A 23,903-nucleotide genomic window follows, 5' to 3' on the forward strand; every position below is an offset into this window, starting at 1 on the left:
ACAGGATGGCGGAGGATGTGTATATGCACACTAGCTGGCTAAGGAACTGGACATGGCGGGTATGGAAAACTGCGTGTGCTTCAACCTGCGCTGGGTGGCGCGGGTGGTAACCAAGTTTTTCGACGCCGAACTGCGCCGGCACGGCATTCGCCCGACACAAACACCCATCTTAAGCGCGCTCGCGGCTAAGTCGGGTTGGTCCATGGACCAACTGAGCGATTGGCTTGGCATGGAACGGACGACGCTTGTGCGCAATCTCCGCCCATTGGAGCGTGACGGCTTAGTGGAACTGAGCGGCACTGGCCGCGGCGGGAAAGTTAGCCTCTCCCTTACGGCTAAAGGGAAGAAAGAGCTGGCCGAAGCCATGCCGGCCTGGCGCGCGGCCCAGCAAGCCGCGGTGAAGACCCTCGGCGCGGAACGTTGGTCGGCGATTCTTACCGATCTAGAGAGGGCGGCGCTTGCTTTGACTAAATGAACTCGAACCTGCCACCGGGAAAAACTATTGAACTCTTGTTGTGTATATGCACACCACTGCGTTAGATTCTCCTTCTCAGCCCGCAGCGCGGCCGAGAGCTCCTTTGGATGCAGCCTGGCTGCGTGAACTTTGTCTCGCAGCCGGCGCCGATGATGTCGGCTTTGTGGAACTGGAACGGCCAGCGCTGGCTTCGGAGCGACCCCACATCGAGAGGGCATTTCGCCATGCTCGCAGTCTGGTCAGCTTTGTAGTGCGGATGAACCGGGACAATGTCCGCAGCCCGGCGCGTTCGGTGGCCAACTCTGAGTTCCATGAGGCGGGCGATGAGGTGAACCACATTGCCCGCAAGGTTACCGCGGCCTTGGAACGCGCTGGCGTCCGGGCGCTGAATCCGCCGATGGGGTTTCCGATGGAAGCCGACCGTTGGATGACCGAACGAATGTGGTTGGTCGCTCACAAACCCGTTGCGGTGGCGGCGGGGTTGGGCCGGATGGGGATACACCGGAACGTGATTCATCCGCGCTTCGGGAACTTTGTTCTGCTAGGCACCATTCTAGTCGCGGAAGAAATCAGCGAGTATTCTCGCGAACTGGGCTATAACCCGTGCCTGGAATGCAAGCTGTGTGTGGCGGCGTGCCCCGTCGGGGCGATTTTGCCGGACGGCGCGTTCAACTTTTCGGCCTGTTACACGCACAACTATCGCGAGTTCATGGGCGGCTTTGCGGACTGGGTGGAAACGATCGTCGATAGCCGCAACGGACTGGATTACCGGCGGCGGGTAAAGGAATCGGAGAGCGTTTCCACCTGGCAGAGTCTTGGCTTTGGCCCGAACTACAAAGCGGCGTATTGCATGGCCGTGTGCCCGGCGGGCGAGGATGTGATCGGCCCATTCTTAGCGTCGAAAAAGGATTTTCTGGACGATGTGGTACGACCGCTGCAAGCGAAGCAAGAGCCGGTGTATGTGGTTCCTGGTTCGGACGCGGAAGCCCATGTGCAGAAGCGGCACCCGCACAAGAACGTGCGCCATGTGCGCAATTCGCTGCGGCCGCGGAGTATCGCCGCCCTGTTGAACGGGATACCCCTCTCTTTCCAACGGCAGGCGGCCGGCACGCTGGGCGCCACCTACCATTTCACCTTCAGAGGAAAGGAAACCACAGAGGCAACCGTGGTCATCCGCTCAGGGACGATCACGGTCGAACAGGGATTGAAAGGTCAACCCAACCTCCACGTCATTGCGGACGCCGAAACCTGGCTCGGATTTCTGGCGAAAGAAAGAAACCTGTTTTGGGCGCTGATCACCCGCAAAATCAGGATCAAAGGAAATCCCAAATGGTTGTTGGCGTTCAGCCGATGTTTTCCTTCGTAAACGAAAGGCACAATGAACTCATCGGCTCTCCACCCTGCAAACCATCCATTCGCGTCCAACCGGATTGAATGGCGGTTGAATCAACCGTTCGCGAAAAGCCTGCAACGGCTGCTTACGATTCTGGGAAAGCCGCACCCGCTCCGGCTTTTGGTCTATGCCAGACTGGGGGGAAAGGCAGGATTGGAGCACTACCTGGAAAAGGTCGGTGGCGAATTGGGATTAATGATTCTGGGGACCGTTCGTCACGGCTTCATCATGTCAGCCTTGAACGGGCCAAGCCATGCACAAATGTTCCTCATTGGAAACCCGCTCACGGCGGTCGGCCTAATGCGGGAGTTCAAACAGGCGGGAGTCTATGCGCCGATGCGGGTCATGTTTCATGATGACGGAATGGATCGGACCATTATCACCTACGACGCGCCATCAAAGGTCTTTGGCCAGTTTGATTCGCCTCAATTCCTGAATACTGGGGAAATGCTCGAACGGAAGTTGGAAGCGCTGGTTCGAGAGATTGCGATATCGTAAAGGATCTATCGAGCCCGCCGGCTCCGAAAGCGCTCCCATATAGGCGTAAGAACCAGGAACGATGTCAAATTCGCCCACTGGGCCAACCTCGATGCGCTTCATCTGGGGCACGGACGCAATCAAGACGTACGTGCCATTCTCGTCTGGGAGGTCCATTCCCGTCACCCGGAGGTGTTGCCGTTCCAACCCGCTGAAGCCGAAGGAAATCTAGACCCTTAGCCAGCCACGGAACGCCCTGGCGCTATAGTAAGACTGGGCGCCGTTGTGACCCACGAAGACTCGGCCATAGCGGCGATCGCAATAGAGCGCGCCGCCGAGTTTTCTGATATCAGCAGGTGTCTTCACCCAACTTGACGTCTTGGTATCGAAATCTCCAAAACCCTGCAGCTCCAGATATTGTTCTTCTGTTAAAAGTTCAATGCCCATGGCCGCTGCCATATCCATGGCGGTATTCTCGGGTTTATGTTCCTTCCTGGATTCCAGCCCTTCACGGTCGTAACAAACACTGGTGCGGCCTTTAGGACTCTCCGGCGAACAATCATAGAAAACGTATTCGCCCGTCTGTTTATCATGGTCCACAATATCCGGCTCACCGCCGGTTCTTTCCATTTCATTGAGCGACCACAGTTTCTCAGTGTTGGCTTCCAGCCGTGCTCGCACTTTAGCCCATTCAAGACCCTTGTGGCGGTTCATATTTTTCTCGAACCTCGCTTTCAACGCTGTGAGCAGCGCTTCACGTTGTTTTGGGGATAACTCCTTTTTATTGCTCTTATTCATAAATGACAGTTCGAGTATGCTTTTTCATCCCGTCGATTTTGGTTTCAGCTTAGCAGCCTAGGAACGACTGGTAAATTGCGCGATTTTCGCATTCTGCATTCTGCACCTATTAGTCTTCCGCCCTTTCCCTGTGGGCCGCCATTTTGACGAGCTTTTGGTCGAACTGGCCCAGGACGGTCACGAGGTCCTTTTGAGCGGCCATGCGATCCAGCGGTCTGTTTGAGGCGCTGATTGTTGACGGCAGTTTCATCACTGCCAAATCCGGCAATATCGGGTTGTCTGAGGCGTTTGTTCTTTGTTGATAGGCGGGCTATGTTCGGCATGAAAGTCATTTTCGAAACGCATGAGACCTTACGTCCTCTGTCATATGTGCACCACGGTGGACGGCAGGATTCTGGGCCACCGCTGGGGAAAGCTGCCGGGGTACAAGCACGAGAGCGATTTATTCGAAACGACAGCAGCCAGTTTCGGCATCGGAGCATGGCTCGTTGGCACGACCACGATGGACGAATTTGACGGGCGCAAAATAAAATTGCCTCGCGCGCCGAAAGGATTTGTCCGGCGTGACCATGTCGCAAAGCCGAACGCGAAGCGGCTGGCGATCGGCGCGGATGCGAAAGGCGTGCTGCGGTTCCAGGAAAACGAGGTCGGTGGGGACCACGTCGTGCTCCTCGTGACCGAGCGCGTGGGCAACGATTAGCTCTCGCATTTGCAGGCCGCTGGTGTTTCGTACATCTTTTGCGGAGAAAGAGAGGTAAACCTGCATATGGCGCTTTGGAAATTGGCGTCGGTTTTCAAGTTGCGAAAATTGATGCTGCAAGGCGGCGGAAAATTCAATGGCGCAATGGAGAGCGAGAGAGCAGAAGCGTGTTCTAGAACGTGTTTTCAGGGGTTTTTCAGCGGTTTCGGGAGGTTTGAAGGTGGTGGGTTGGCTGGGACTCGAACCCAGGACCAACGGCTTAAAAGGCCGCTGCTCTACCGACTGAGCTACCAACCCGTTGTGGAAGACCTCGACGCCAATCCAAGGGGCGGCGCAAACTACCTGACGATTTGTAGGGGCGCAAGGGGTTTCGGGAGTCCCAAAACCTCGCCGGAAGAATTTCTTTAGGCCGCAGAATACGCGCAATACGCGGAAGAATTAGTCAGGGCTGTCGCAGTCCACGGTTGGCGCGGGACCCGACGCTCTTTCCCGGTTTGCCTTTGGGTCTTTAATCCTTCATGCTGAGGGCATGGCGGCCGGGCCGATAATCCCTGTAGCGCTGGTTTTGGTCTTTGCGGGGGCAAGCTTCTTCTTTTCACTCGCGGAGACTTCCCTTTTTTCTCTGAGCAAATGGCAGGTGCGGCAGTTGTCTGAGCGCAAGCCGGTGGCCGGGAGGACAGTGGCCCGGCTGTTGGCACAGCCTCAGGACCTCCTGGCGGCCATTGCCCTGGGCAACACCTCAGCCAACGCGGCGATGCTGGTGGTCGCCGCCTGGATGGTCCTTCACCGGCATTGGCCTTCGGCCCCGGTTATCGGCGGGTTGTTGGGGCTGATGCTCATCGCCGGCGAGGTGCTGCCCAAAACCATGGCCGTGCGCAAGCCCGAGCAATGGGCGCTGCGGGTGGCCTGGCTGTTATCGTGGATCATGGCTGTCAGCCAGCCCTTATGCCAGGTAGCTGGCGGGGCCAATGCCGCGCTGCTCAAGCGGTTGACCCCGCGCACGGTCCAGCCTCCCAGCGGCCTGACCGACGCCGAGTACCAGGAATTGCTCGAAATGGCCTACCAGCAAGGGGCGCTCGCGCAATCGGAAAAGGAAATCATCCTCCAAATCATCAGCCTGGACCGCCGCAAGGCCAAGGAGGTGATGAAATCCCGCTCGCAGATGGCCGCCATATCCGACGAGCTGTCCATTGAGGAAATGATCGCCGCTGCCCGCTGTTTCAAACACCGCCGGCTGCCCATTTACGATGAAAACCCCGATACGATCGTGGGCATCCTCAACACCCGGGCGCTGCTGCTGGACCCCCAAATCGATCTCGCCGATGCCATCGAGTTCCCCTCGTTTGTGCCCGAAACGATGAACCTGCTCCAACTGCTCAAGAGTCTTCAGCGCCAGCAACGGGGTTTGGCGATTGTGCTGGACGAGTTCGGCGGCACCGCCGGCATTGTGACGATGGAGGACATCCTGGAGGAAATGATCGGAAAAATTCGCAGTGAGGTCCAGACCGATGGGTTCGTCCTGGAAAAGCTCGGGCCGGGCCGCTGGCGAGTCAGCGGCGCGCTGCGCCTGGACGATTTTTGCCGGGAGTACCCCGCCCTGGGAGACGTGCCGGAAGTCGAAACGATGGGTGGCTTATTGATGAGCCTGGTGGATGTGGTGCCGACGCCAGGGGATTCGGCGGTCTATCGGGGACTGAAGCTCACGGCCAAAGCGACTGATGAGCGGCGCGTCCGCGAGTTGCTGGTTGAAGCCGTCAAGGGGGTGCAATGACCGAGACGCTCATTTGGGTGTGCTTTGGCTTGAGCCTGGTATTGTCCTTTGTTTTATCGGGGATGGAGTCCGGGGTGTTCGCCTTAAGCCGGCTGCGCATCCGCCAGCAGATGCGCGCCGGGCGGCGCTCGGCCCGGGCGTTGCACGAGTATCTGGAAAACCCGGAGGACTTTTTGTGGACGATCCTGGTGGGCAACACGCTGGCCAACTTCCTAATCCTGGGCTGGCTGGTGGTCATCCTGAACCGGACGCTGGGCCGGCATTTGTTCTGGTTTACTCTCATTTACGTGGTGGCCGTGTTTCTGTTTTATGCCTGGTTCGATTTCCTGCCCAAAATGCTGTTCCGCCTATACCCCACGCGGCTTTGCCTGTTCCTGGCCAGGCCCTTTCGATTGATTCATTTGATGTTGCGCCCTCTGGTCATCCTCATGGAGTGGTTCTCCGACCTGCTGCTGCGCTGGCGCGGCGGGAAGGCCTTTACCGGCCATCTATTCGGGAACAGGGAAGAGCTGCTGCTGGTGATGCAGGAATCCGCCCAGGGCTTTACCTCGGAAGAACGCATGATGATTAACCGGGTGCTCGATCTCCAGGCGCTGACGGTGCGCCAAGTGATGGTTCCTCTCAAGGACGCCGTCACGGTTGCGGCGCAAACCCCAGTGGGCAACGTCCTGGCCCTCTGTCGCGAGCGCAAGCTTTCGCGCTTTCCCGTCCTGGATGCCCGCGACGGCCAAATGCGGATTATCGGCCTCATCAACATCAACCCGCTCCTGTTCCAAGCCGAGATCGAGCCGGCCCGGCTTGCGGGAGAACTGGTTAAGCCGGCGCTTTATCTGGAAGAGGACCTGCGCCTGGAAGTTGCCTTGCGCCGCATGCAACGCAGCGGCCAGCGCCTGGGCATTGTCCTGAACCGCGAGCGGCGGGAGATTGGCATTCTGACATTGCAGGACGTGCTGAAGGTCATTTTCGGGCAGGTCAGTTTATGAGTTGAATTGATATCATGCAGAATGCCGCGAATCTTCTGACCATCTTGTGGGAGGTCCTGCTTGTCCTGGGGCTGGTGAGCGTCAATGGATTCTTCGTCGCGGCGGAGTTTGCGCTGGCGCGGATTCGCGAGACGCAGTTGGACATGCTGGTGATCAAGGGCAACCGGCGGGCGAAAGTGGCCCGGTCGATCATTGCCAACCTGAACTCGTACCTGAGCGCCACCCAGCTTGGGATTACCATGGCCAGCCTGGGCCTGGGCTGGGCGGGCGAGCCCGTCTTTTTGGCGCTGCTCTCGCCGGTTCTGGTCTGGTTGCGCGTCGAGTCGCCGGCAGTCCGCCATTCGATTGCGTTTGCCGTCGGGTTTACGGCACTGACTTTTCTGCACATCAGCGCCGGGGAACTTGCCCCAAAATGGCTGGCCATCCAATATCCGCTGCCGCTTACGCTGCGGATTGCCCTGCCTTTGCGCGTGTTCTATCTGGCATCCTATCCCTTGAACCGGCTGCTGAACCTGACCGCCCAATGGATATTACGCCAGGCTGGCATTGTCATCGTTGGCGAAACCAAACGGGTTCAGTCCGAAGAGGAACTACGCCTGTTGGTGAGCAGCTTCCAAGGGCGGGCCGGCGGCGGCGACCTGGGGCGAGATATTTTTCTCAACGCTTTGGACCTGCGACGGCGCCTGGCATGCGAGGTCATGCGGCCACGCCAGGAAATCGTTTGCCTCGATACCGAGGCCAGCATCGCTCAATGCCTGGATGTGGCAGAAAAGACCCGCTATTCCCGATTCCCACTCTGCGAAGGGGGCGACCTGGACAAAACGCTCGGCGTGATTCACATCAAAGACCTCTTTACCATGCGCTTCAAGGTCCGCAGCGGGGCAGACCTGCTCCCGGTTGCCCGCAAACTGATTTATGTCCCCGAGGTGGGGCATCTGGAAAAGCTGCTGCGCCTGTTTCTGGAACGCAAACTGCACTTGGGCATTGTGGTGGATGAATACGGCGGGACGGTGGGGATGATTACGCTCGAAAATATTCTCGAAGAACTGGTCGGCCAAATCCAGGATGAGTTCGATCAGGAAAAGCCGTTGCTGGTGCGGGTCAGCGACTCGATCTGGGACGCCGCCGGGGCACTGCCGCTGCACGAACTCGAGGAATTGGTGGGCGCGCCTTTGGCCCAGGAAGGCATCACAACCGTGAGCGGGTGGGTCACGCACCGCTTGGGGGGCTTTCCCAAACCGGGTGATGTGCTGAAGGCGGGGTCCTACGACCTGCAGGTCAAGGAAACCGATGGAATGCGCGTCGCCCGATTGCGCGTTTCTAAAAGACCTGAGCCGTAACCATTCAGACGTGCTGCTGTTAACTGAATTGTTATGGCTGAGAGACTGTTTTTAATGTTTTTCTGCTGTGATGTATTCTTTGTATTTTTCCGCCACCTTTGCCTCCTGCTCAGTACCTTGGTGAAGGTAAAAGCGGTAGCGGAAGGTGACGCTTTGGCCGGCGGGGATCGTGAGGTTTCCGGCTAATTTATTCGGTAATTTCTCGAAATCGTGGCGTCCGAATGGATTGGCGGCGAATAAGCCGTAGTCGCGCACGTGCCACCAGGTCGGATGCCGCGGGTTGTGCGGGTTATCGAAAATGGCGATGCCGACTGTTTGGCCTTGGACCGGGCCGTAGTAATCGCACCAATCGGCTCGCTTGCCCCAGGTTTCATCGTCTCGGACACCTTCGCTGTTGACGATATGCCCCTGACCGACTTTGCCTTTGAGCCGCATGGTAGCGGCCAAACGCACCGCCATTGTCCCCTCCTTCGTATCACCGAAGGTCAGGTCGCCATTTGAGGCATGGAGCGTGACTTCAAAGTCAAAGAGGCGCTCGGCAGGACTGATTGGTTCATAAATTCGCAGTGTCCTTTCATCCGTGCAAACGACAACGCCGTCTTCAGTGACCCATTTATCGCGAGATTTGATCACGCCCTCCTTTCTGCCCGATATCGTCTCTGCAAAGCCATCATGAACAATTTTGCCAAAACCTTTCTGTTCGGACCAGAAATCGTGGCCGTTCACATTGCCATGGGCGAACCAAAGTGAGCGGTGATGAGGATGATCGTGTTGCTCGCCGGGCGCGTCATTCATTGGCCAATTGCGGGTCATGGGCAAATCTCCGGGACCAATGAGAGGGTAATAGTAGGGCCGCGGCACGTCTTTAAACCGATACTCGGTGAACAGGTGGCCATCGATTTCAATGCGCAACCTATCTGACAACTGCTTGATTTGGACGCCTTGGTCCAATTGCGCGGGAGTCAGGCCCTGGCTCGTCCCGGCGCTCAGGTGCGTTGCGAACAAGCCAGCTCCAATACACCATAAAACCGTTCTTAACATAGCGACGACTTTGACCCAGCGCCGCAGGCCCGGTCAATGCTAATTCTTCATGAGGCGGAGGTGAGCCTTTAGGCCCCCGGCGCCAGGAGGACCTGGTCCTTGCGCACCCATCCAATCCGCTGCGGGTCAGGGCTGACCTGGAGCCAGTCGCCTTTGGAATCGAGCACGCGCAGTTCCGCGCCGTCATGAGTGCTGAAAGAAGTCTGGGCCTCCAAAAGAGGCGCCTGGCGCACGACGGCCTCGCGCGCAACCACAATGGCCTCATGCCGGGAGTGGCGCGCCCATACGACAGCCATGCAGGCGCACAGCAAACCTGAGGCGAGACCCGCCGGTGGAATCCATCCCCGCAAGGCCGGTTTGGCGCGCGGCAGCCACTGTTGGATGCTTAACAGCAGAAGCCAAACCCAAACCGCCCCTGCCGCCAGGCAGGTCCATTCATTGAGAGAGAGTTTATCCAGCCAGCGTTCCTGCCAGCCGGGAGCCAGGGTGGGTCCCTGGACCTGGTTGCGCGCAAATTGCAGGTTGGCCCTCAGGTCCGGGTCTCTTGGATTGATTTGCTCTGCCATGTCATAAGCGCGGATAGCGCGCCCGAGCTGGCCCGCTTTGAAAAAGGCGTTGCCCAAATTAAAATAAAGAGCGGCAGACACCCGGCCTGATTGAGCCAGCTTTTCGAAAGCTGCCGCCGCGCCGGTGAACTTGCCTTGTTCATAGAGCTTGTTGGCGGCGTCAAACGTGGCATCGGGAATCTCAACAGGGGCAGCCTGCAAGGACACGGCCCAGCAATTCAAGGCGCAGATGCACAGGGCGGCGAAGGAGCGCCCGAACGGGGAGGAGCGTCTGGAGTGCGCCGCATTACGGCGGTTGTTGAAGCCGTTCATAACCTGAGCTCCTGCAATTGCCGGAGAACGTCCTGAACTTTCGGAATCATCGCCGTCAACTCCTGGCTGGTTCGGATTGGGGCATACCGCGCGAGGTTGCAGGCCTGAAACAGCTCCTGCAACGGGGCAAGCATTTCGTCACCCACACCTTGCGGGCGCAAACGTTCCTCGGCCACCGCCTCCGTTATGGCCGAGGCAGGCAGATCAAGCCGCTCGCCCAATTGTTCCTGCAGCAGGCGGAAAAGAGTCGCGAAGAACTGCTCGGATTGGTTCTGTTGAGCCTGTTGCCGCAGTTCCTCGAGCCCGTGGCGAATTCTTCGACTGACGGTCCGGCGCCGCCTGATTTGGGGGTTGTTGGCCAGTTTCTCGGCGCGCCGACGCCACACAAAGGCTGAAACCAATGCGAGCAAGGGCACCCCTTGGAGCGCCAGGAACCAACCTCGCTTAAGCAACGGCGGCTCCAGTTGCGCAACCGTCCCGAGGCGTTGTTTGTTTGGCACGATGCCCTGCGCTGGCGGCGCGTTATCCTCGGGTCCGCGCGAGGCGGCTAAGAAGCTCGGCGCCGCTTCAGCTCCCGCCCCCCGCACCAGGAGCGGCAACGCCGGATGCGTAAGCGTCCGATAAGCCTTCTGGTCAGGATCAAAAAAGCTGAATGAAATCGGCGGTAGCTCTTTAATCTCGGCATTTTGCGGGACGATGATTTCTTCGAAAGTTTTTGTTCCCTGGGTGCCCAGCTTATCTACCGTATCGACTTTAACAGTCGGAGGATAGGTTTTGAAATCGTGCCAGGCAGGTTGCTCGGGCAGCAGGAGCGAGTCCAGGGAGCCGTGGCCTGAGATTTGGACTTTGACGGTAATGGGGTCACCGGCAGCCACATTGGTCGGTCCGGCTGTCATTGAGAGGGAATAGTTGCCTACGGCCCCATTGAAGGAGGGGGGAACGTTTTCGCGGGGCAGTGGCAAGGACTGCATCGCCATGGCATCGGATGCAATGGCAACTTGCTTTTGCTCATTGCGGCTGCCGAAAAAGCCGAAAGGATCGAAAGGATCGCGCTGGCGATTGGCTGAGGGCAGTTCCAGCACGAGGTTGAAGGTCACAGGGCCAATGGTCAGCGGCCCGGCTTTAATGGCCTTGAGCGCCACAAAGGCAGGAATGACGGTATAGACGCCATTATTGATTTGAACCGAGCGGCGCTGGCCTTCGATCATCTTGCCGACATTGAACCCGTCTGCAGGAAACCCGGTGAGCTGGATTGCGCCGACCCCCAGCACGCGGCTGGCCAGATAGATTTCAATCTGGCCGGTGAACGTTTCACCGACATACACTTCCTTCTTCGGCAGAACGAGTTTCAGGAAAGCGTCCTGGGCGCCTGAGTTTGCAACGTCCGGCGGCGGAGCTGTCGGTTTAAGGACTTTAAGCACCAAAGGCTGTGTGGTGAGTTTTTGGCCACCGACATTGGCAGCCAAGGCCGGAATAGTATAATTGCCCGGTTGGCTGGGAGTGACGATGAAATTGTAACTGGTGCTCGATGTGGACTGCCCATTGATAAAGGAGGTGGACATCGAGGTGCCGGACCCTGCGACTTGCAGGTTGGGGATCGCTGGCAACCCCGGCAATTGGCTTGGCGTCCCTCCCTCAAAAGTGAGTGACAATGAAACGCTCTCTCCCAGAGTGATGGTGTCGCGGTCGAGGGTGGCGGTGAACGTGGCGGCATCAGCGCCAATCACTATCATCAGGCAAAGGCAAAGCGCCATCGCCAGTCTCAAATCCCACCTCCACCAGGCGGAAGGACTCCTGGCTCTCATGCCATGGACACGTAACACAAACATCAATATTCGTTCATTCTCGGTTAACCGCGCGGCGCTGCGCAAGTTTTCCAGCGCTTCTATATGGACAATTCAGCGCCCATTTTGTTCGGGCAAAGGTGCTGCTGGAATGGTTGGGAACCGCCAGGGGGGATTAGAAGGTATGGCTCCCACCTGGTGGCAACAGAACCAGGTTTTTGCTGGCCGCCTTGAATTTTGCGATAGCGCCCTTCTGGTCAATTTGGATTGGAGGAAAGGTGTTGTAATGCAATCCCAGGATTTCGTGGCAGCCGATAAAATCCGCCGCCCTGACCGCGTCGTCCACGCCCATCGTGAAGTTATCTCCAATGCATAGAGCTCCGAAGGCGAGTTTTGTGGATTCGCCGATCAGTTTCATATCCATGGTCAAGGCCGTGTCGCCGGAGTAGTAGAAATTGCCTTCGTGGCTTTCGACAAGAAAGCCGCCGGGATTTCCGCCATAGGCGCCGTCGGGCAGGCTGCTGGAATGAATGGCATTGGTGAATTTGACGCGTCCGAAATCGAATGGGTGGCCTCCTCCATGATTGAGTGGATGGCCTTTGGAAAGGCCGTGCTTACTGAACCATTGAACGATTTCATAGTTCGAGACGAGTGTGGCGCCGGTCCGCCGGCCAATTTCGGCGGCATCGGCCATGTGGTCCTGGTGACCATGCGAGATGAGAATATAATCAGCAGCAATTGATTTGATATCGATCGCCTTGGCCAGTTCATTGCCGCTGATGAACGGATCGAACAGCAGCGTTCGGCCAGAAACCTGCGCCGCAAAACACGCATGCCCATAGTAAGTGATTTTCATATATCATTTGCCGCCATTCGTTCTCCTCCCCGTTTTTGAAGGCCCTGAAGAATCGAGGACAAGAACGATAAGGAGAGGGAGCAAGCCATGTTCAAAACACGCTGGTAGCGCCTGTTTTAACATTTCTTCCCGATTCCTCGCCCGCCCCCGCAATTTATTATAATTCTTCCGTTTGGCAAACCGAACACAAGGAATCCCTCCTACAGACGAGCATCGCCATTGCCGATTGGTTCGGCTCTGGGCCTGCAGTGTTCCACGGCGTCTTTGCGTTTAAATCAGAATCTCAAGAAAACGATTAACGCAAAGACACCAACGCCAGAAAAGCCAAAGGGCTTCGCGTCAGCTCTCGATAAGCTCATTGCACACCGGCTGCCAGCGAAGAATCAAATCCCGCTCCTCAAATCTCTCTCTTGCTTCCCTGGCAGGCTCTCATAAGATCAGAGGGTGAGTGGCCTTGCCGAGCGCGTTGCGCAATCAATCCGCAATCAGGGTTTGCTCCGCCGTGGAGACTCCGTCCTGGTGGCTGTTTCAGGAGGCCTGGATTCGATGGTACTGCTTGCAGTTCTTCACACCCTGGCCCAAAAGAATCGATGGAGGCTGATCGTTGGCCATCTGAACCATCGGCTCCGGGGCCGCAGCAGCGACGCCGATGAGCGGCTGGTTTGCCGCGCGGCACAGAGCTTGGGTTTGCGCGCTGTGGTCGAGTCAGCCGATGTGCCCGGGTTTGCAAAAAGCGCAAAAATCTCAATGGAAATGGCGGGACGCAAGCTGCGCCATGATTTCCTGGCCGGTGCCGCCGCTCGCGTGGGGGCAAGGGCAATCGCCTTGGCCCACCATGCTGACGATCAAATCGAGCTTTTCCTGCTGCGCCTGCTGCGGGGCAGCGGCGGCGAAGGCCTTGCCGGGATGAGATGGCGAAGCCCATCGCCGAGCGACCGAAAGGTCCAGTTGGTCCGGCCGCTCCTCGATCAACCCAAATCGGTGTTGCGTGAATATGCCCGGCTAAATGGAATTCGGTTTCGGGAAGACGCGACGAATGCATGTCTGGATATCGCCCGGAACCGAGTGCGCCATGAGTTGCTCCCGTTTCTGCGAACCAAGTACCAGCCCGCGGTAGATAGGACCTTGCTGCGCGTTGCCTCCATCATTGGGGCCGAAGCGGACTTCATCTCGGCTTGGGCGCAGCAGTGGTTACGACAAACGCGCACGATTAGGGGCGATCGACCGCGTGGAAGTCCCCCACTCAAAGGAGAGCCAATCCCCTTTGAGAACTTGCACGCCGCGGTTCAGCGGCGCTGTCTTGAACTGCAATTGCGCGAACACCACATTGCGCCGGCCTTTGATCTGGTCGAACAGTTGCGTTTGACCGCCGAAAAAAAAATCACCATCGGAAGAGCGGGTGCGCCAAAAGCTAAGCCAATAGGCGTCCCCGAACGGAGCGCGGTCGTGCGAGATAAACAGGGCATTCTACATGTGCAAAATGCGGCAAGGCCATTTAGCAACACCAGCGAGCTGGAAGTGCGCTTGGGAAAGGCTGGACGGATTGTTTTTGAGGGGTTAAACGTGGCATGGAAGGTCTTGGAGGGCGCGCCGGGCCGAGTGGCTAAGTCATTGACTGGACGTGAGTTCTTCGATGCGGAAAAGGTTGGCAGCCGGGTTCTGCTGCGGCATTGGCTGCCTGGGGACCGCTTTCAGCCCATTGGCATGCCCCGTTCGGTAAAACTCCAGGATTTTCTCACCAACCGTAAGGTGCCGCAGGGAGAGCGCCACCGATTAATTGTGGCTACCACGCCTCTGGGTGAAGTGTTTTGGGTTGAGGGCCAAAGGGTAACGGAACGGTTTAAGCTTACGGCCAAGACCATTCGCCGCTTGCATTGGACTTGGCGACGGCTTTAATTGAGGCGGTTGCGGCCCTGGGGTGGAGATGGTAGTTTATGCGCAACTGATTTTAAGATGGCAGACGATAATAAATATAACGACGACGACAAGAATTCCCGAAAGGGCGGCGAGTTTCGAGTACCGCCCCGTACTTGGATTGTTTGGATTGCAATTTTTGGCGGCATCATTCTTCTGATGCTCTTCAAGGAGCGGATGGATTCGCCCAATGACGCGATTAGCCAAGCCACTTTTCAACGGCTGGTTGAATCGAACCTGATCACCCAAGCCACAATTAACTACAGCCCGCCCCAAAGCGCCTCCCTCACGGAGGTCGTGGGCAAATACATGAAAATAGAGGGGGACCACAAGGTCGAGGCGCCATTCCACGCCAAAGTGCGATTGACCCCCAAAATGGAGGAGAAACTCCTTAACGACGGCTTTGAACCGCACGAGCCCAATACCATGCTCTTGAGCGTGGTTTGGAGTGTGTTGCCCATCGTGTTGATCGCCACGCTGATTTGGTTCTTTTTTATTCGCCAGATCAAAATGGCAGGCAAAGGCGCGCTGAGCTTCGGCAAGAGCAAAGCGCGGTTGCTGGCCAAGGAGCGCAACAAGACCACCTTCAAAGATGTCGCCGGTATCGATGAGGCCATCGAGGAGGTCTCCGAGTTGGTGGAGTTCCTGAAGGACCCGAAAAAGTTTCAGCGCCTGGGCGGGCGTATTCCAAAAGGTGTGCTGATGGTTGGGCCTCCCGGAACGGGTAAGACCTTGCTGGCCAAGGCCATTGCCGGGGAAGCCGACGCCGCCTTTTTCAGCATCAGCGGTTCCGATTTCGTCGAGATGTTCGTCGGCGTGGGCGCCAGCCGCGTGCGCGATATGTTCGAACAGGCTCGCAAGAACACCCCATGCTTGATTTTTATAGATGAAATCGACGCGGTTGGCCGGAGTCGTGGCCATGGCCTGGGTGGCGGCAACGATGAACGCGAACAGACCCTCAACGCGCTCTTGGTCGAGATGGATGGGTTCGATACGCAGGAGGGCATTATTATCATTGCGGCAACCAACCGCCCTGACGTCCTCGACCCGGCGCTGCTGCGCCCTGGCCGATTTGATCGGCAGGTCACAGTTAATTTGCCGGACGTGCGCGGCCGGGAGGCCATTCTCAAGGTCCATGCTAAAAACGTGAAGCTCTCGCCGGCGGTCGATTTGTCGGTGATCGCTCGTGGCACCCCGGGTTATTCTGGCGCCGAATTGGCGAATTTGCTTAACGAAGCGGCCCTGCTTGCAGCGAGTGAGAACAAGAAGGCCGTGAGCATGGAAGAATTGGAAGAGGCGCGCGACAAGGTTCGTTGGGGACGCGAACGGCGCAGCCTGGCGATGACGGATGAAGACAAGAAGTTTACCGCCTGGCACGAAGCGGGTCATGCCCTGGTCAATGTCCTGCTCGAACACACCCATCCTCTTCACAAGGTCACTATTATCCCGCGCGGCCAGTCGCTCGGCTCGACCATGTCGCTGCCTAAGAATGATATCCTCAACCGGCGCCGCAAGGAGATGCTGGACATGATAGCCGTGACGATGGCGGGCCGTATCGCTGAGGAAATCATCTCGGGTGATATTTCCAGCGGGGCCGCGGGCGACATCCAGCAGGCCACGAACATGGCTCGTGCCATGGTCACCCAATGGGGGATGAGCGATCGACTCGGCATGGTGCAATATGGAGATGACGATGAGTTCGTCTTTCTAGGACGCGAGGTTTCCCGAGCCAAGGTTTACAGCGAGTTTACCGCGCAGGAAATCGACACCGAGGTGAAGCGGATTATTGACGCAGCCTATAAAACGGCCAAGGACCTGCTGGTGTCCAATCGGGATAAGCTCGAGCTGATTGCCAAATCCTTGCTCGAGTACGAGACACTCGACGGCGACCAGGTTCATGAAATTGTGCAGACCGGGAAGTTCACCCCGCCGCCGCCCATGCCCGATGTCCAGCCGCCACTGGGCGCTCCTGCCGGAACGCCCTTGCCCGAGCCGCCTGGCAAGCCCGCCAAGCCCAACCTGCCCGGTTTGGGCACGCCAGCGCCAGCAGCGGTGTAAAGGGGTCCGCGGACCAACCATCGAGGGCGCGCTAGCAGTCATAGACTGCGATGGTCCTCTACCGCTTTTGGATGTCCTTTCATTCTAAACTCGCCTGCCCAATTCAATGCCACCGGGCGTGAGAGTGCAGCTTTACGCAACATGCGGCCTAAAAGCGCCCGAGGACTGGCGCAGTCCACGACGCTTCGCGCGGACCAGGGCCGGAAGAGGCCAGGAGGGCCCCGGCGGCTAAGGAGTTTATTCCCCATTCGACAACCGCCCCGGTTCTCTTTAGCGTATCGGGATGATAATTGCGCCCTCGTTGCTCGCAGCGGATTTTGGGCGTTTGGCCAAAGAGACTCAACGGGTCAATCGCTCCGGGGCAGACCGCTTGCACCTGGACATCATGGACGGACATTTTGTGCAGAACATTTCCTTCGGACCCGCTGTGGTCAAGACCGTTCGTCCGCTAAGCCGTTTGTTCTTTGACGTACACCTGATGTGCTCGAAGCCGGAGATTCTGCTCGAGCCCTTTGCCCGGGCAGGCGCCGATCAGATGAATATTCATATTGAGCTCGGCGACCAGGTGACATCTTTGATCTGGCGGATCAAAGCCCTGGGCAGAAAGGTTGGCCTGGCCATTAATCCGCCAACCGGCATCGCCATGGTGCAGCCGTTCCTCGACCAAATCGACGCCCTCCTCATCATGACCGTCAATCCGGGCTTTGGCGGGCAGGCATTCATTTACGAGATGTTGCCCAAGATTCAGCAGGCCCATGCCTGGCGGCGCGACCGTCGCTTGCGCTTCGACATCGGGGTGGACGGGGGGATTGATTTCAAAACCGCCGCCGAATGCGCCCATGCCGGCGCCGACACATTCATCAGCGGCACAACCCTCTTTGAGCATCGCAATCTCGCCGCTGCTGTTCGCAAAATGCGCAAAGCGGCAGAGGCGGCGCAAGTCTCGGATTCTTCTCCGGTCAACGTCCTGAACCCTAAGCCGGCCTAGCCTGCCTCGGTCTGCCGCATTCGCGCAATGGCAACGATCAAATTTGGAACGGATGGGTGGCGGGCGGTTATCGCCGAGGATTTTACCTTTTCCAACGTCGAGCGCGTCGCGCAGGCCGCTGCCGATTTTTGGCGGGCAAATCCTGTTTCCGGCACTGACCAGCGGGTGGTGGTTGGCTTTGACCGCCGGTTTCTTTCCGATCACTTCGGACGGCGCGCGGCCCAGGTTCTCGCAGGCAATGGCTTCGAAGTGCTGCTCGTGCCGGACCCAACACCTACGCCCTCGGTCTCCTACGCCGTAAAAACCCGGCGCGCTGCCGGCGGGGTCATGATCACAGCAAGCCATAATCCCCCCATTTTTAACGGCTTTAAACTCAAATCTCACTTCGGCGCCTCAGAGGAGCCAGAGAAATGCCAAGCCATCGAAGCACTGCTGGACCGCAATCCGGTTCAGTCCCTGGAACTGAGCGCCGCTATTAAGGCAGGTAAAATCTTGATAAAGGACCTGCGCCCGGCGCATTTCGCCGCCTTAAAGAAACTGGTGGATTTTAAACTCGTTGCGCGCTCGAAATTGCGTTTTGCCCATGAGGCGCTGTTTGGTGTGGGCGCCGGGTGTTTCGAGCAACTCCTGGCCGGCACAACATGCCGAGTCACAACTTTGAACGGCCAGCACGACCCGCTCTTTGGCGGCATTAACCCCGAGCCGATTGAAAAGAATTATGGCCGCAGCGCGGCGTTCTTGAGGAAACATCCTCATGACATTTGCCTTGTCACCGATGGGGATGCTGATCGGGTCGGCGCCATGGATGGCCGGGGGCGGGCCCTCTCCACCCATCAGGTCATCTGTCTGTTGTTGCATCATTTCGTCGCCAACCGGCAGGGCAAGGGACGGGTCGTCAAAGCCCTGACGACGACCTCGATGGTGGATAAGATGTGCGCTGCGTATGGGCTGGAGTTGAGCGAGACTGGGGTGGGTTTCAAGTATATCGCCGCAGAGATGATTAAGGGCGGTGTATTGCTCGGCGCTGAAGAGAGCGGCGGGATAGGGTTCCCCGGGCATATCCCCGAGCGAGATGGCATTGCGGCCGGCCTGGTGCTGCTGGAATTGCTGGCGACCGAACGGGTGTCGGTCAACCGATTGATCGCGCGCCTTGAGCGGCAGTTTGGTCCGCACCGTTATGGCCGCATCGATGCTCAATTTCCGCTCGAACAGCGTAGCGCGTTGATGGAATTCCTGACCAGGAATCCTCCCGCCAAACTGCTCTGCTCTCCCCTGGCCGAGCTGAAAGCTTACGACGGCGTGAAGTTTATCGCCCAAGACACCTCCTGGCTGATGGTCCGCGGTTCCGGCACTGAACCTATCCTGCGTATCTATGCGGAGGCCCCTACGGGCGCGGATGTGAAGAAATTGCTAGCCTTAGGGGTGGAACTCACGCGCAAGGTCTAGCCATTAGGTCGTGACACGAATTTTGCGAATTCGCACGGAAGGGCGGAATTGCGTCTTGTAGCCAAGTGAATGGGCCCTTGCGCTACCGTGGGCTTCGAAACAATTCGTGTTAATTAGTGAAAATTCGTGTCTCACCGGATTCTCTATGCTCTTGCCTTTGACCGCGCTTGGACCTAAAACCATTCCATGAACCGCCGGAAATTCCTTCAGCTCGGGGCCGCAGGTTTGGCTTTGTCCTCGCTGGGCAGCTATGCCGCTGAATTCGCAGACCAGAAAAAGCGCGTGGGCCTTATCGGGACAGGATGGTATGGCAAATGCGATTTATTACGTTTAATCCAAGTCGCCCCCGTCGAGGTGGTCTCGCTGTGCGATGTCGATAAGCATATGCTGGCTGAGGCCGCCGACATCGTCGCCTCCCGCCAGCTTTCCAAGAAAAAGCCGCGGACTTACTCCGATTACCGCGAGATGCTCAAGGAAAAGGACCTCGACATCGTGCTCATTGCCACACCCGATCACTGGCATGCGTTGGCGATGATCGCGGCAGTCGAATCCGGGGCGGACATTTATGTTCAGAAACCGATCAGCGTGGACATCCGCGAGGGCCAGGCGATGCTCGCCGCCGCCCGCAAATACCAGCGCGTTGTCCAGGTTGGCACCCAACGCCGCAGCACACCCCATTTGATCGAAGCTCGCGACAGCATTATTAAAGAAGGCAAGCTCGGCAAAATCGCCTTGGTTGAAATCTGCTGCTATTACCACATGCGCTCCTCCCAGAACCCTCCCGATAGCGCGCCGCCGGACTATTTGGATTGGGAGATGTGGACAGGTCCCGCCCCGATGCGGCCCTACAACCGAATGATCCATCCGCGTGGTTGGCGCGCCTTTATGGAATACGGCAATGGCATCGTCGGGGACATGTGCATCCATATGTTCGACATGGCCCGCTGGATGCTCGATTTGGGCTGGCCAAAAACCGTCGATTCATCCGGCGGCATCCTGGTGAGCAAAGGCGGCAAAGCCGACATATCCGACACCCAAACGGCCACGTTCGATTTTGGCGACCTGCAGATCGTCTGGCAGCACCGCACCTGGGGCGATGCGCCCGACCCGAAATATCCGTGGGCAGCCACCTTTTACGGCGATAAAGGGACGCTGAAGGCGAGTGTCATGAGCTACGATTTCATTCCCACAAACGGCAGACAACCGGTGCATAAAGACGTCACCTATGAGTTCGAGCAATATCCCGAGGATAGGACCGAAAAGGACCTGGAACGGCATGTCGCCCCAGCCATTCGCGGGCATATGAAAAACCTCCTGGCCTGTATTGCAACTCGCGGCAAGCCGGTGGCCGATATCGAACAGGGCTACATTTCGACGGCGTCCTGCATCCTTGCCAATCTCTCGATGAAGTTGAAGCGCAGTCTGGCGTGGGACCCGGCGAGTGGCCGAATTGCCGGCGATGAAGATGCCAACCGTCTTCTAAGCCGCACCTATCGCGCGCCTTGGGTGCATCCCGAGCCGGTATAGCTGCTAAATGCTCCAACATCTTTCCCGTTAAGACATGACCTTTACCCAACCTTCAGCGCTGAATCAAAAACGAAGATATTCTTGTCCTTGAATGCCGAGGGGGTGTCACGCGAACTCGGCAGCCTCCCTGTCCTGCTTTACTTTCGAGCGTCCATCGCGCATGGTAGGCAGGCATGATCATTTTGGGATTACGTTGGTTGACATTTTTCGGTTGCCTGGTGCTCTTCCTTGCTCGCGGGGCGGAGACTGCCCCGGCGCCGGATTTCAATGAAGTCTATGGTCTAATTCAAAAGCACCTTGCAGGCAGCACTCCACAAGACCTGGACCGAACGGCGGTCGAAGCGCTCGTATCGGCTCTGAGCCCAAAGGTCTCGTTAGCTGGCCGCCCGGGCGTGGTAACTGAATCAGGCCGATTAGTCATTCAAACCAACCTGTTCGATGGTCCGATCTGTTATCTGCGTGTCAGTCAGATAGGGACAGGGCTGGCGGGCGCGCTCCAGGATGGTTGGAAAGGGCACGGAACTAATCAACTCAAAGGTCTTGTGCTTGATCTTAGGTATGCCGGCGGCACGGATTACGCCTCGGCGGCAGATGCCGCAGGATTATTGATTAAAAATGAACAGCCACTGATGGATTGGGGCAATGGCGTGGTGATTTCCAAACCCAACCCGCAGGCATTGACCGTTCCGGTGGCGATCCTGGTCAACCGTAAAACCGCCGGGGCAGCCGAGGTTTTGGCCGCGGTCTTGCGGGAAGCAGGCGCCGGGCTGATTTTGGGCAGCCGCACTGCCGGCCAGGCCATGATTGCCCAGGAATACCCCTTGAACAATGGGCAGCAACTCCGTATTGCAACCGGGCCTATCCGGCTCGGAGACGGCTCGGCAATCTCCCCGGAGGGACTCCAGCCCGATATCACCGTCGAGGTGAGCGCCCCGGACGAAAAGGCCTACTATGCCGATGCCTTCAAAGAGATTTCCAGGACCAATCGGATCGCCGGGAGCGGCCTTTCCGCAGCCAGAGACACGACTAACCGCGTGCGCCGGGTGCGGTTGAATGAAGCGGAGCTGGTGCGAGAGCGCAGAGATGGTTTGGACTCCGAGCTGCCGGCCACGGCCAATAGTCAAGCCGAACCGCCTTTGGTCCACGACCCGGTCCTGGCGAGGGCATTGGATTTATTGAAAGGGCTGGCATTAGTGCGCCAATCGCGATTCTGATTTCCGCGTTGACGATTTTGGCAGGGCAACCCAAGTTCAGCAAATCGAGATGAGAAACGTCCTTTTCGTCTGTACCGGCAACGTTTGCCGCAGCCCCATGGCCGAAGGCATTTTCCGCCGGGCCGTTCAGGGGCGGGGCGATTATCGGGTGATTTCGGCGGGGCTTGGGGCGCTGGAGGGGCAGCCTCCCAGCGCGCATGCCGTAGCGGCGGTGAAGGAATTGGGAATCGACATCTCGAACCAGCGCAGCCGGATGCTGACCCCTGAGCTGGTGCAGCAGGCCGATTATATCTTTGGCATGACTCACAGCCATATCGATACGGTGATGCTTCTTTTTCCCTTTGCGGCCGAGAAAACCTTTTTGCTGAGGGAATTTGACGAAACACTCGACCAATTTGAAAAAGACATTAGCGATCCCATCGGCGGTTCCTATGATGTTTATTTGAACTGCCGGGATCAGATTGAGCAGGGGATAGCGTCCTTGCTGCGCTTTCTCGAGCAGGGCCAGCCTATCCCCGAGGTGGCCACAGGCCGTCCGGCCGCGGTTGCCCTGGGAGCCGATCACGGCGGCTATGAGTTGAAGGAGGCGCTTAAGGAGCACCTCCAGATACAGGGCTTGAGCGTGGTGGATTTTGGAGCAAACTCCAAGGAATCGTGCGACTACACGGATTTCGCACGAGCCGTCGCCCAAAGCATTCTGCAACGCCAGGCCGAGTTCGGTGTGCTCATCTGCACCACCGGTATCGGCATGAGCATGGCCGCCAATAAAATCCCCGGCGTCCGCGCCGCCCTGGTCTCGGATGAGCAAACTGCGGCGCAGGCCAGGCGTCACAACGATGCCAATATCCTGTGCCTGGCCGGCAAAAGCACCGGTCCCCAACAGGCGGCGCGCATTATGGATGCCTTTCTCAACGCAAAATTCGAAGGCGGCCGCCACGAACGCCGTTTAAGTAAAATGGAAACCAGAATCATTCCCGTTGATTTACGTTTGCAGGCCATTGACCCGGAAATTGCGGCTGCAATCAATCAGGAGCGCCAGCGCCAGCAGGAGAATATTGAGCTGATTGCCAGCGAAAACTTCACCAGCCCGGCCGTCATGGAAGCCCAGGGTTCGGTCCTAACCAATAAGTACGCCGAAGGCTATCCCCACAAACGCTGGTACGGAGGCTGCGAAAACGTCGATGTGGTCGAGCAACTCGCGCTGGACCGGGTCAAGGCGCTTTTCGGGGCCGAGCACGGCAACGTGCAGCCCCATTCGGGCAGCGGCGCCAACATGGCGGTCTATTTTGCCATGCTCAAGCCGGGCGACAGGATGCTGACGATGGACCTGACACACGGCGGGCATCTGACGCATGGCAACAAGGCAAATTTTTCCGGCAAGTTTTTCGAGATTATCCACTACGGCGTGCGCAAGGATGACGAACGCATTGATTACGATCAGTTGGCCCAAATGGCACGGGAGCAGAAGCCCAGGATGATTACCGTCGGGGCCAGCGCCTACCCGCGCCTGATCGATTTTGCCAGATTGGGACAAATCGCCCGTGATGTGGGGGCCTATTTGCTGGCCGATATTGCCCATATCGCCGGGCTGGTTGCCACGGGCCTTCATCCCAGCCCGGTCGCCCACGCCGATTTCGTCACGACCACCACACACAAAACCTTGCGCGGCCCCCGAGGCGGTTTGGTGCTCTGCAAAGAAAAATACGCCAAAGAAATTGATTCGCAGATTTTCCCCGGAATTCAGGGCGGCCCATTGATGCACGTGATCGCCGCCAAAGCCGTCTGCTTTCATGAGGCATTGCAACCCTCCTTTAAGGCATACCAGGAGCAAATCGTTCGTAACGCCAGGGCGCTGGCCGAAGGGATGAAACACAACGGCTTCCGGCTGGTGAGTGGCGGCACGGATAACCATTTGATGCTGATCGATGTGGGGGTCCGCGGGTTGACCGGCAAGGATTGCCAGGCCGCGCTGGACCTGGCCGGCATTACGATCAACAAAAATACCATTCCCTTCGAGACCCGCTCGCCTTTCCAGGCCAGCGGCATCCGCTTGGGCACCCCCGCCGTGGCTGCTCGCGGGATGAAGGAGACGGAGATGGCCGCAATTGCCGATATGATTAGCGAGGTGCTTTTGGACATTATGAACATTGACACAACGGCCAAGGTGCGCCAACGTGTTGGTGAACTGACCGCAAGGTTTCCCTTGCCTTACTGACTGATTGCAACTACCCTGTGGTTTGCTCCCGGTAGTCGATTCAAT

At 57.8% G+C, this 23,903-nt stretch carries 19 protein-coding genes and 1 tRNA gene; 14 read left to right on the forward strand and 6 right to left on the reverse strand.

Features of this window, described 5'->3' with window-relative positions; genetic code table 11:
- Positions 1-52: 52 nt before the first annotated feature.
- From VG146_16780 to VG146_16790, 3 genes are read left to right on the forward strand one after another with little or no spacing between them, the layout of a single operon-like run.
- Complete coding sequence (locus tag VG146_16780) at positions 53-475, forward strand: MarR family winged helix-turn-helix transcriptional regulator (protein ID HEV2394010.1); 423 nt, start codon at positions 53-55, stop codon at positions 473-475.
- A gap of 46 nt (positions 476-521) precedes the next feature.
- A complete protein-coding gene (locus tag VG146_16785) occupies positions 522-1,841 on the forward strand; it encodes an SCP2 sterol-binding domain-containing protein (protein ID HEV2394011.1) in 1,320 nt (439 codons plus the stop codon).
- A gap of 12 nt (positions 1,842-1,853) precedes the next feature.
- Positions 1,854-2,366 carry a DUF302 domain-containing protein gene (locus VG146_16790; protein HEV2394012.1) on the forward strand — a complete coding sequence of 171 codons (513 nt, stop codon included), beginning with the start codon at positions 1,854-1,856 and terminating at the stop codon, positions 2,364-2,366.
- Positions 2,367-2,573: 207 nt separating this feature from the next.
- Here VG146_16790 and VG146_16795 read toward each other — a convergent pair whose 3' ends face one another.
- Positions 2,574-3,143 (reverse strand): DUF4256 domain-containing protein, encoded by a 570-nt coding sequence (locus tag VG146_16795; GenBank protein ID HEV2394013.1) that lies wholly within the window; start codon positions 3,141-3,143, stop codon positions 2,574-2,576.
- Between the two features lie 343 nt (positions 3,144-3,486).
- On the opposite strand from VG146_16795, the gene VG146_16800 reads away from it, so the two are divergent.
- Positions 3,487-3,843 (forward strand): hypothetical protein, encoded by a 357-nt coding sequence (locus VG146_16800; GenBank protein HEV2394014.1) that lies wholly within the window; start codon positions 3,487-3,489, stop codon positions 3,841-3,843.
- Positions 3,844-4,064: 221 nt separating this feature from the next.
- Here the strand turns inward: VG146_16800 and VG146_16805 are convergent.
- Positions 4,065-4,140 (reverse strand) — tRNA-Lys (locus VG146_16805).
- 232 nt (positions 4,141-4,372) lie between these two features.
- On the opposite strand from VG146_16805, the gene VG146_16810 reads away from it, so the two are divergent.
- Genes VG146_16810 through VG146_16820 form a run of 3 tightly spaced genes read left to right on the forward strand, consistent with a single transcriptional unit; the run spans position 4,373 to position 7,937 of the window.
- Positions 4,373-5,614, forward strand: coding sequence for a hemolysin family protein (locus VG146_16810; GenBank protein HEV2394015.1), 1,242 nt, complete (start codon positions 4,373-4,375; stop codon positions 5,612-5,614).
- A complete protein-coding gene (locus VG146_16815) occupies positions 5,611-6,597 on the forward strand; it encodes a CNNM domain-containing protein (protein HEV2394016.1) in 987 nt (328 codons plus the stop codon). The genes VG146_16810 and VG146_16815 overlap by 4 nt, the downstream gene beginning before the upstream one ends.
- Before the next feature lie 14 nt (positions 6,598-6,611).
- On the forward strand, positions 6,612-7,937 hold the full coding sequence (locus VG146_16820) for a hemolysin family protein (GenBank protein ID HEV2394017.1): 1,326 nt from the start codon (positions 6,612-6,614) through the stop codon (positions 7,935-7,937).
- 51 nt (positions 7,938-7,988) lie between these two features.
- Here the strand turns inward: VG146_16820 and VG146_16825 are convergent, their stop codons facing one another.
- The 4 genes from VG146_16825 to VG146_16840 form a co-directional block, all read right to left on the reverse strand.
- Positions 7,989-8,942: a PmoA family protein gene (locus tag VG146_16825; protein ID HEV2394018.1), complete on the reverse strand. Its 954-nt coding sequence runs from the start codon at positions 8,940-8,942 to the stop codon at positions 7,989-7,991.
- Positions 8,943-9,046: 104 nt separating this feature from the next.
- Positions 9,047-9,856, reverse strand: a complete 810-nt coding sequence (locus VG146_16830; GenBank protein HEV2394019.1) for a tetratricopeptide repeat protein — start codon at positions 9,854-9,856, stop codon at positions 9,047-9,049.
- Positions 9,853-11,610 (reverse strand): BatD family protein, encoded by a 1,758-nt coding sequence (locus VG146_16835; GenBank protein HEV2394020.1) that lies wholly within the window; start codon positions 11,608-11,610, stop codon positions 9,853-9,855. The genes VG146_16830 and VG146_16835 overlap by 4 nt, the downstream gene beginning before the upstream one ends.
- A gap of 205 nt (positions 11,611-11,815) precedes the next feature.
- Positions 11,816-12,496, reverse strand: coding sequence for a metal-dependent hydrolase (locus VG146_16840; protein HEV2394021.1), 681 nt, complete (start codon positions 12,494-12,496; stop codon positions 11,816-11,818).
- 444 nt (positions 12,497-12,940) lie between these two features.
- Here VG146_16840 and tilS point away from each other — a divergent pair, with 444 nt between their 5' ends.
- The 7 genes from tilS to rpiB all read left to right on the forward strand — a co-directional run bounded on the left by tilS (position 12,941) and on the right by rpiB (position 23,858).
- Complete coding sequence (gene tilS / locus VG146_16845) at positions 12,941-14,392, forward strand: tRNA lysidine(34) synthetase TilS (protein ID HEV2394022.1); 1,452 nt, start codon at positions 12,941-12,943, stop codon at positions 14,390-14,392.
- Positions 14,393-14,449: 57 nt separating this feature from the next.
- A complete protein-coding gene (gene ftsH, locus VG146_16850; protein HEV2394023.1) occupies positions 14,450-16,468 on the forward strand; it encodes an ATP-dependent zinc metalloprotease FtsH in 2,019 nt (672 codons plus the stop codon).
- Between the two features lie 283 nt (positions 16,469-16,751).
- On the forward strand, positions 16,752-17,456 hold the full coding sequence (gene rpe, locus VG146_16855) for a ribulose-phosphate 3-epimerase (GenBank protein HEV2394024.1): 705 nt from the start codon (positions 16,752-16,754) through the stop codon (positions 17,454-17,456).
- A gap of 27 nt (positions 17,457-17,483) precedes the next feature.
- On the forward strand, positions 17,484-18,902 hold the full coding sequence (locus VG146_16860) for a phosphoglucomutase/phosphomannomutase family protein (protein HEV2394025.1): 1,419 nt from the start codon (positions 17,484-17,486) through the stop codon (positions 18,900-18,902).
- A 186-nt stretch (positions 18,903-19,088) separates the two neighbouring features.
- A complete protein-coding gene (locus tag VG146_16865; GenBank protein HEV2394026.1) occupies positions 19,089-20,429 on the forward strand; it encodes a Gfo/Idh/MocA family oxidoreductase in 1,341 nt (446 codons plus the stop codon).
- 218 nt (positions 20,430-20,647) lie between these two features.
- The gene (locus VG146_16870; protein ID HEV2394027.1) at positions 20,648-21,643 is read left to right on the forward strand and encodes a S41 family peptidase; all 996 of its coding nucleotides are present in this window, start codon (positions 20,648-20,650) and stop codon (positions 21,641-21,643) included.
- Positions 21,644-21,692: 49 nt separating this feature from the next.
- A complete protein-coding gene (rpiB, locus tag VG146_16875) occupies positions 21,693-23,858 on the forward strand; it encodes a ribose 5-phosphate isomerase B (protein ID HEV2394028.1) in 2,166 nt (721 codons plus the stop codon).
- The last annotated feature ends 45 nt before the right edge of the window (positions 23,859-23,903 follow it).

Source organism: Verrucomicrobiia bacterium (assembly GCA_035946615.1).
Classification (GTDB): domain Bacteria; phylum Verrucomicrobiota; class Verrucomicrobiia; order Limisphaerales; family UBA8199; genus DASYZB01.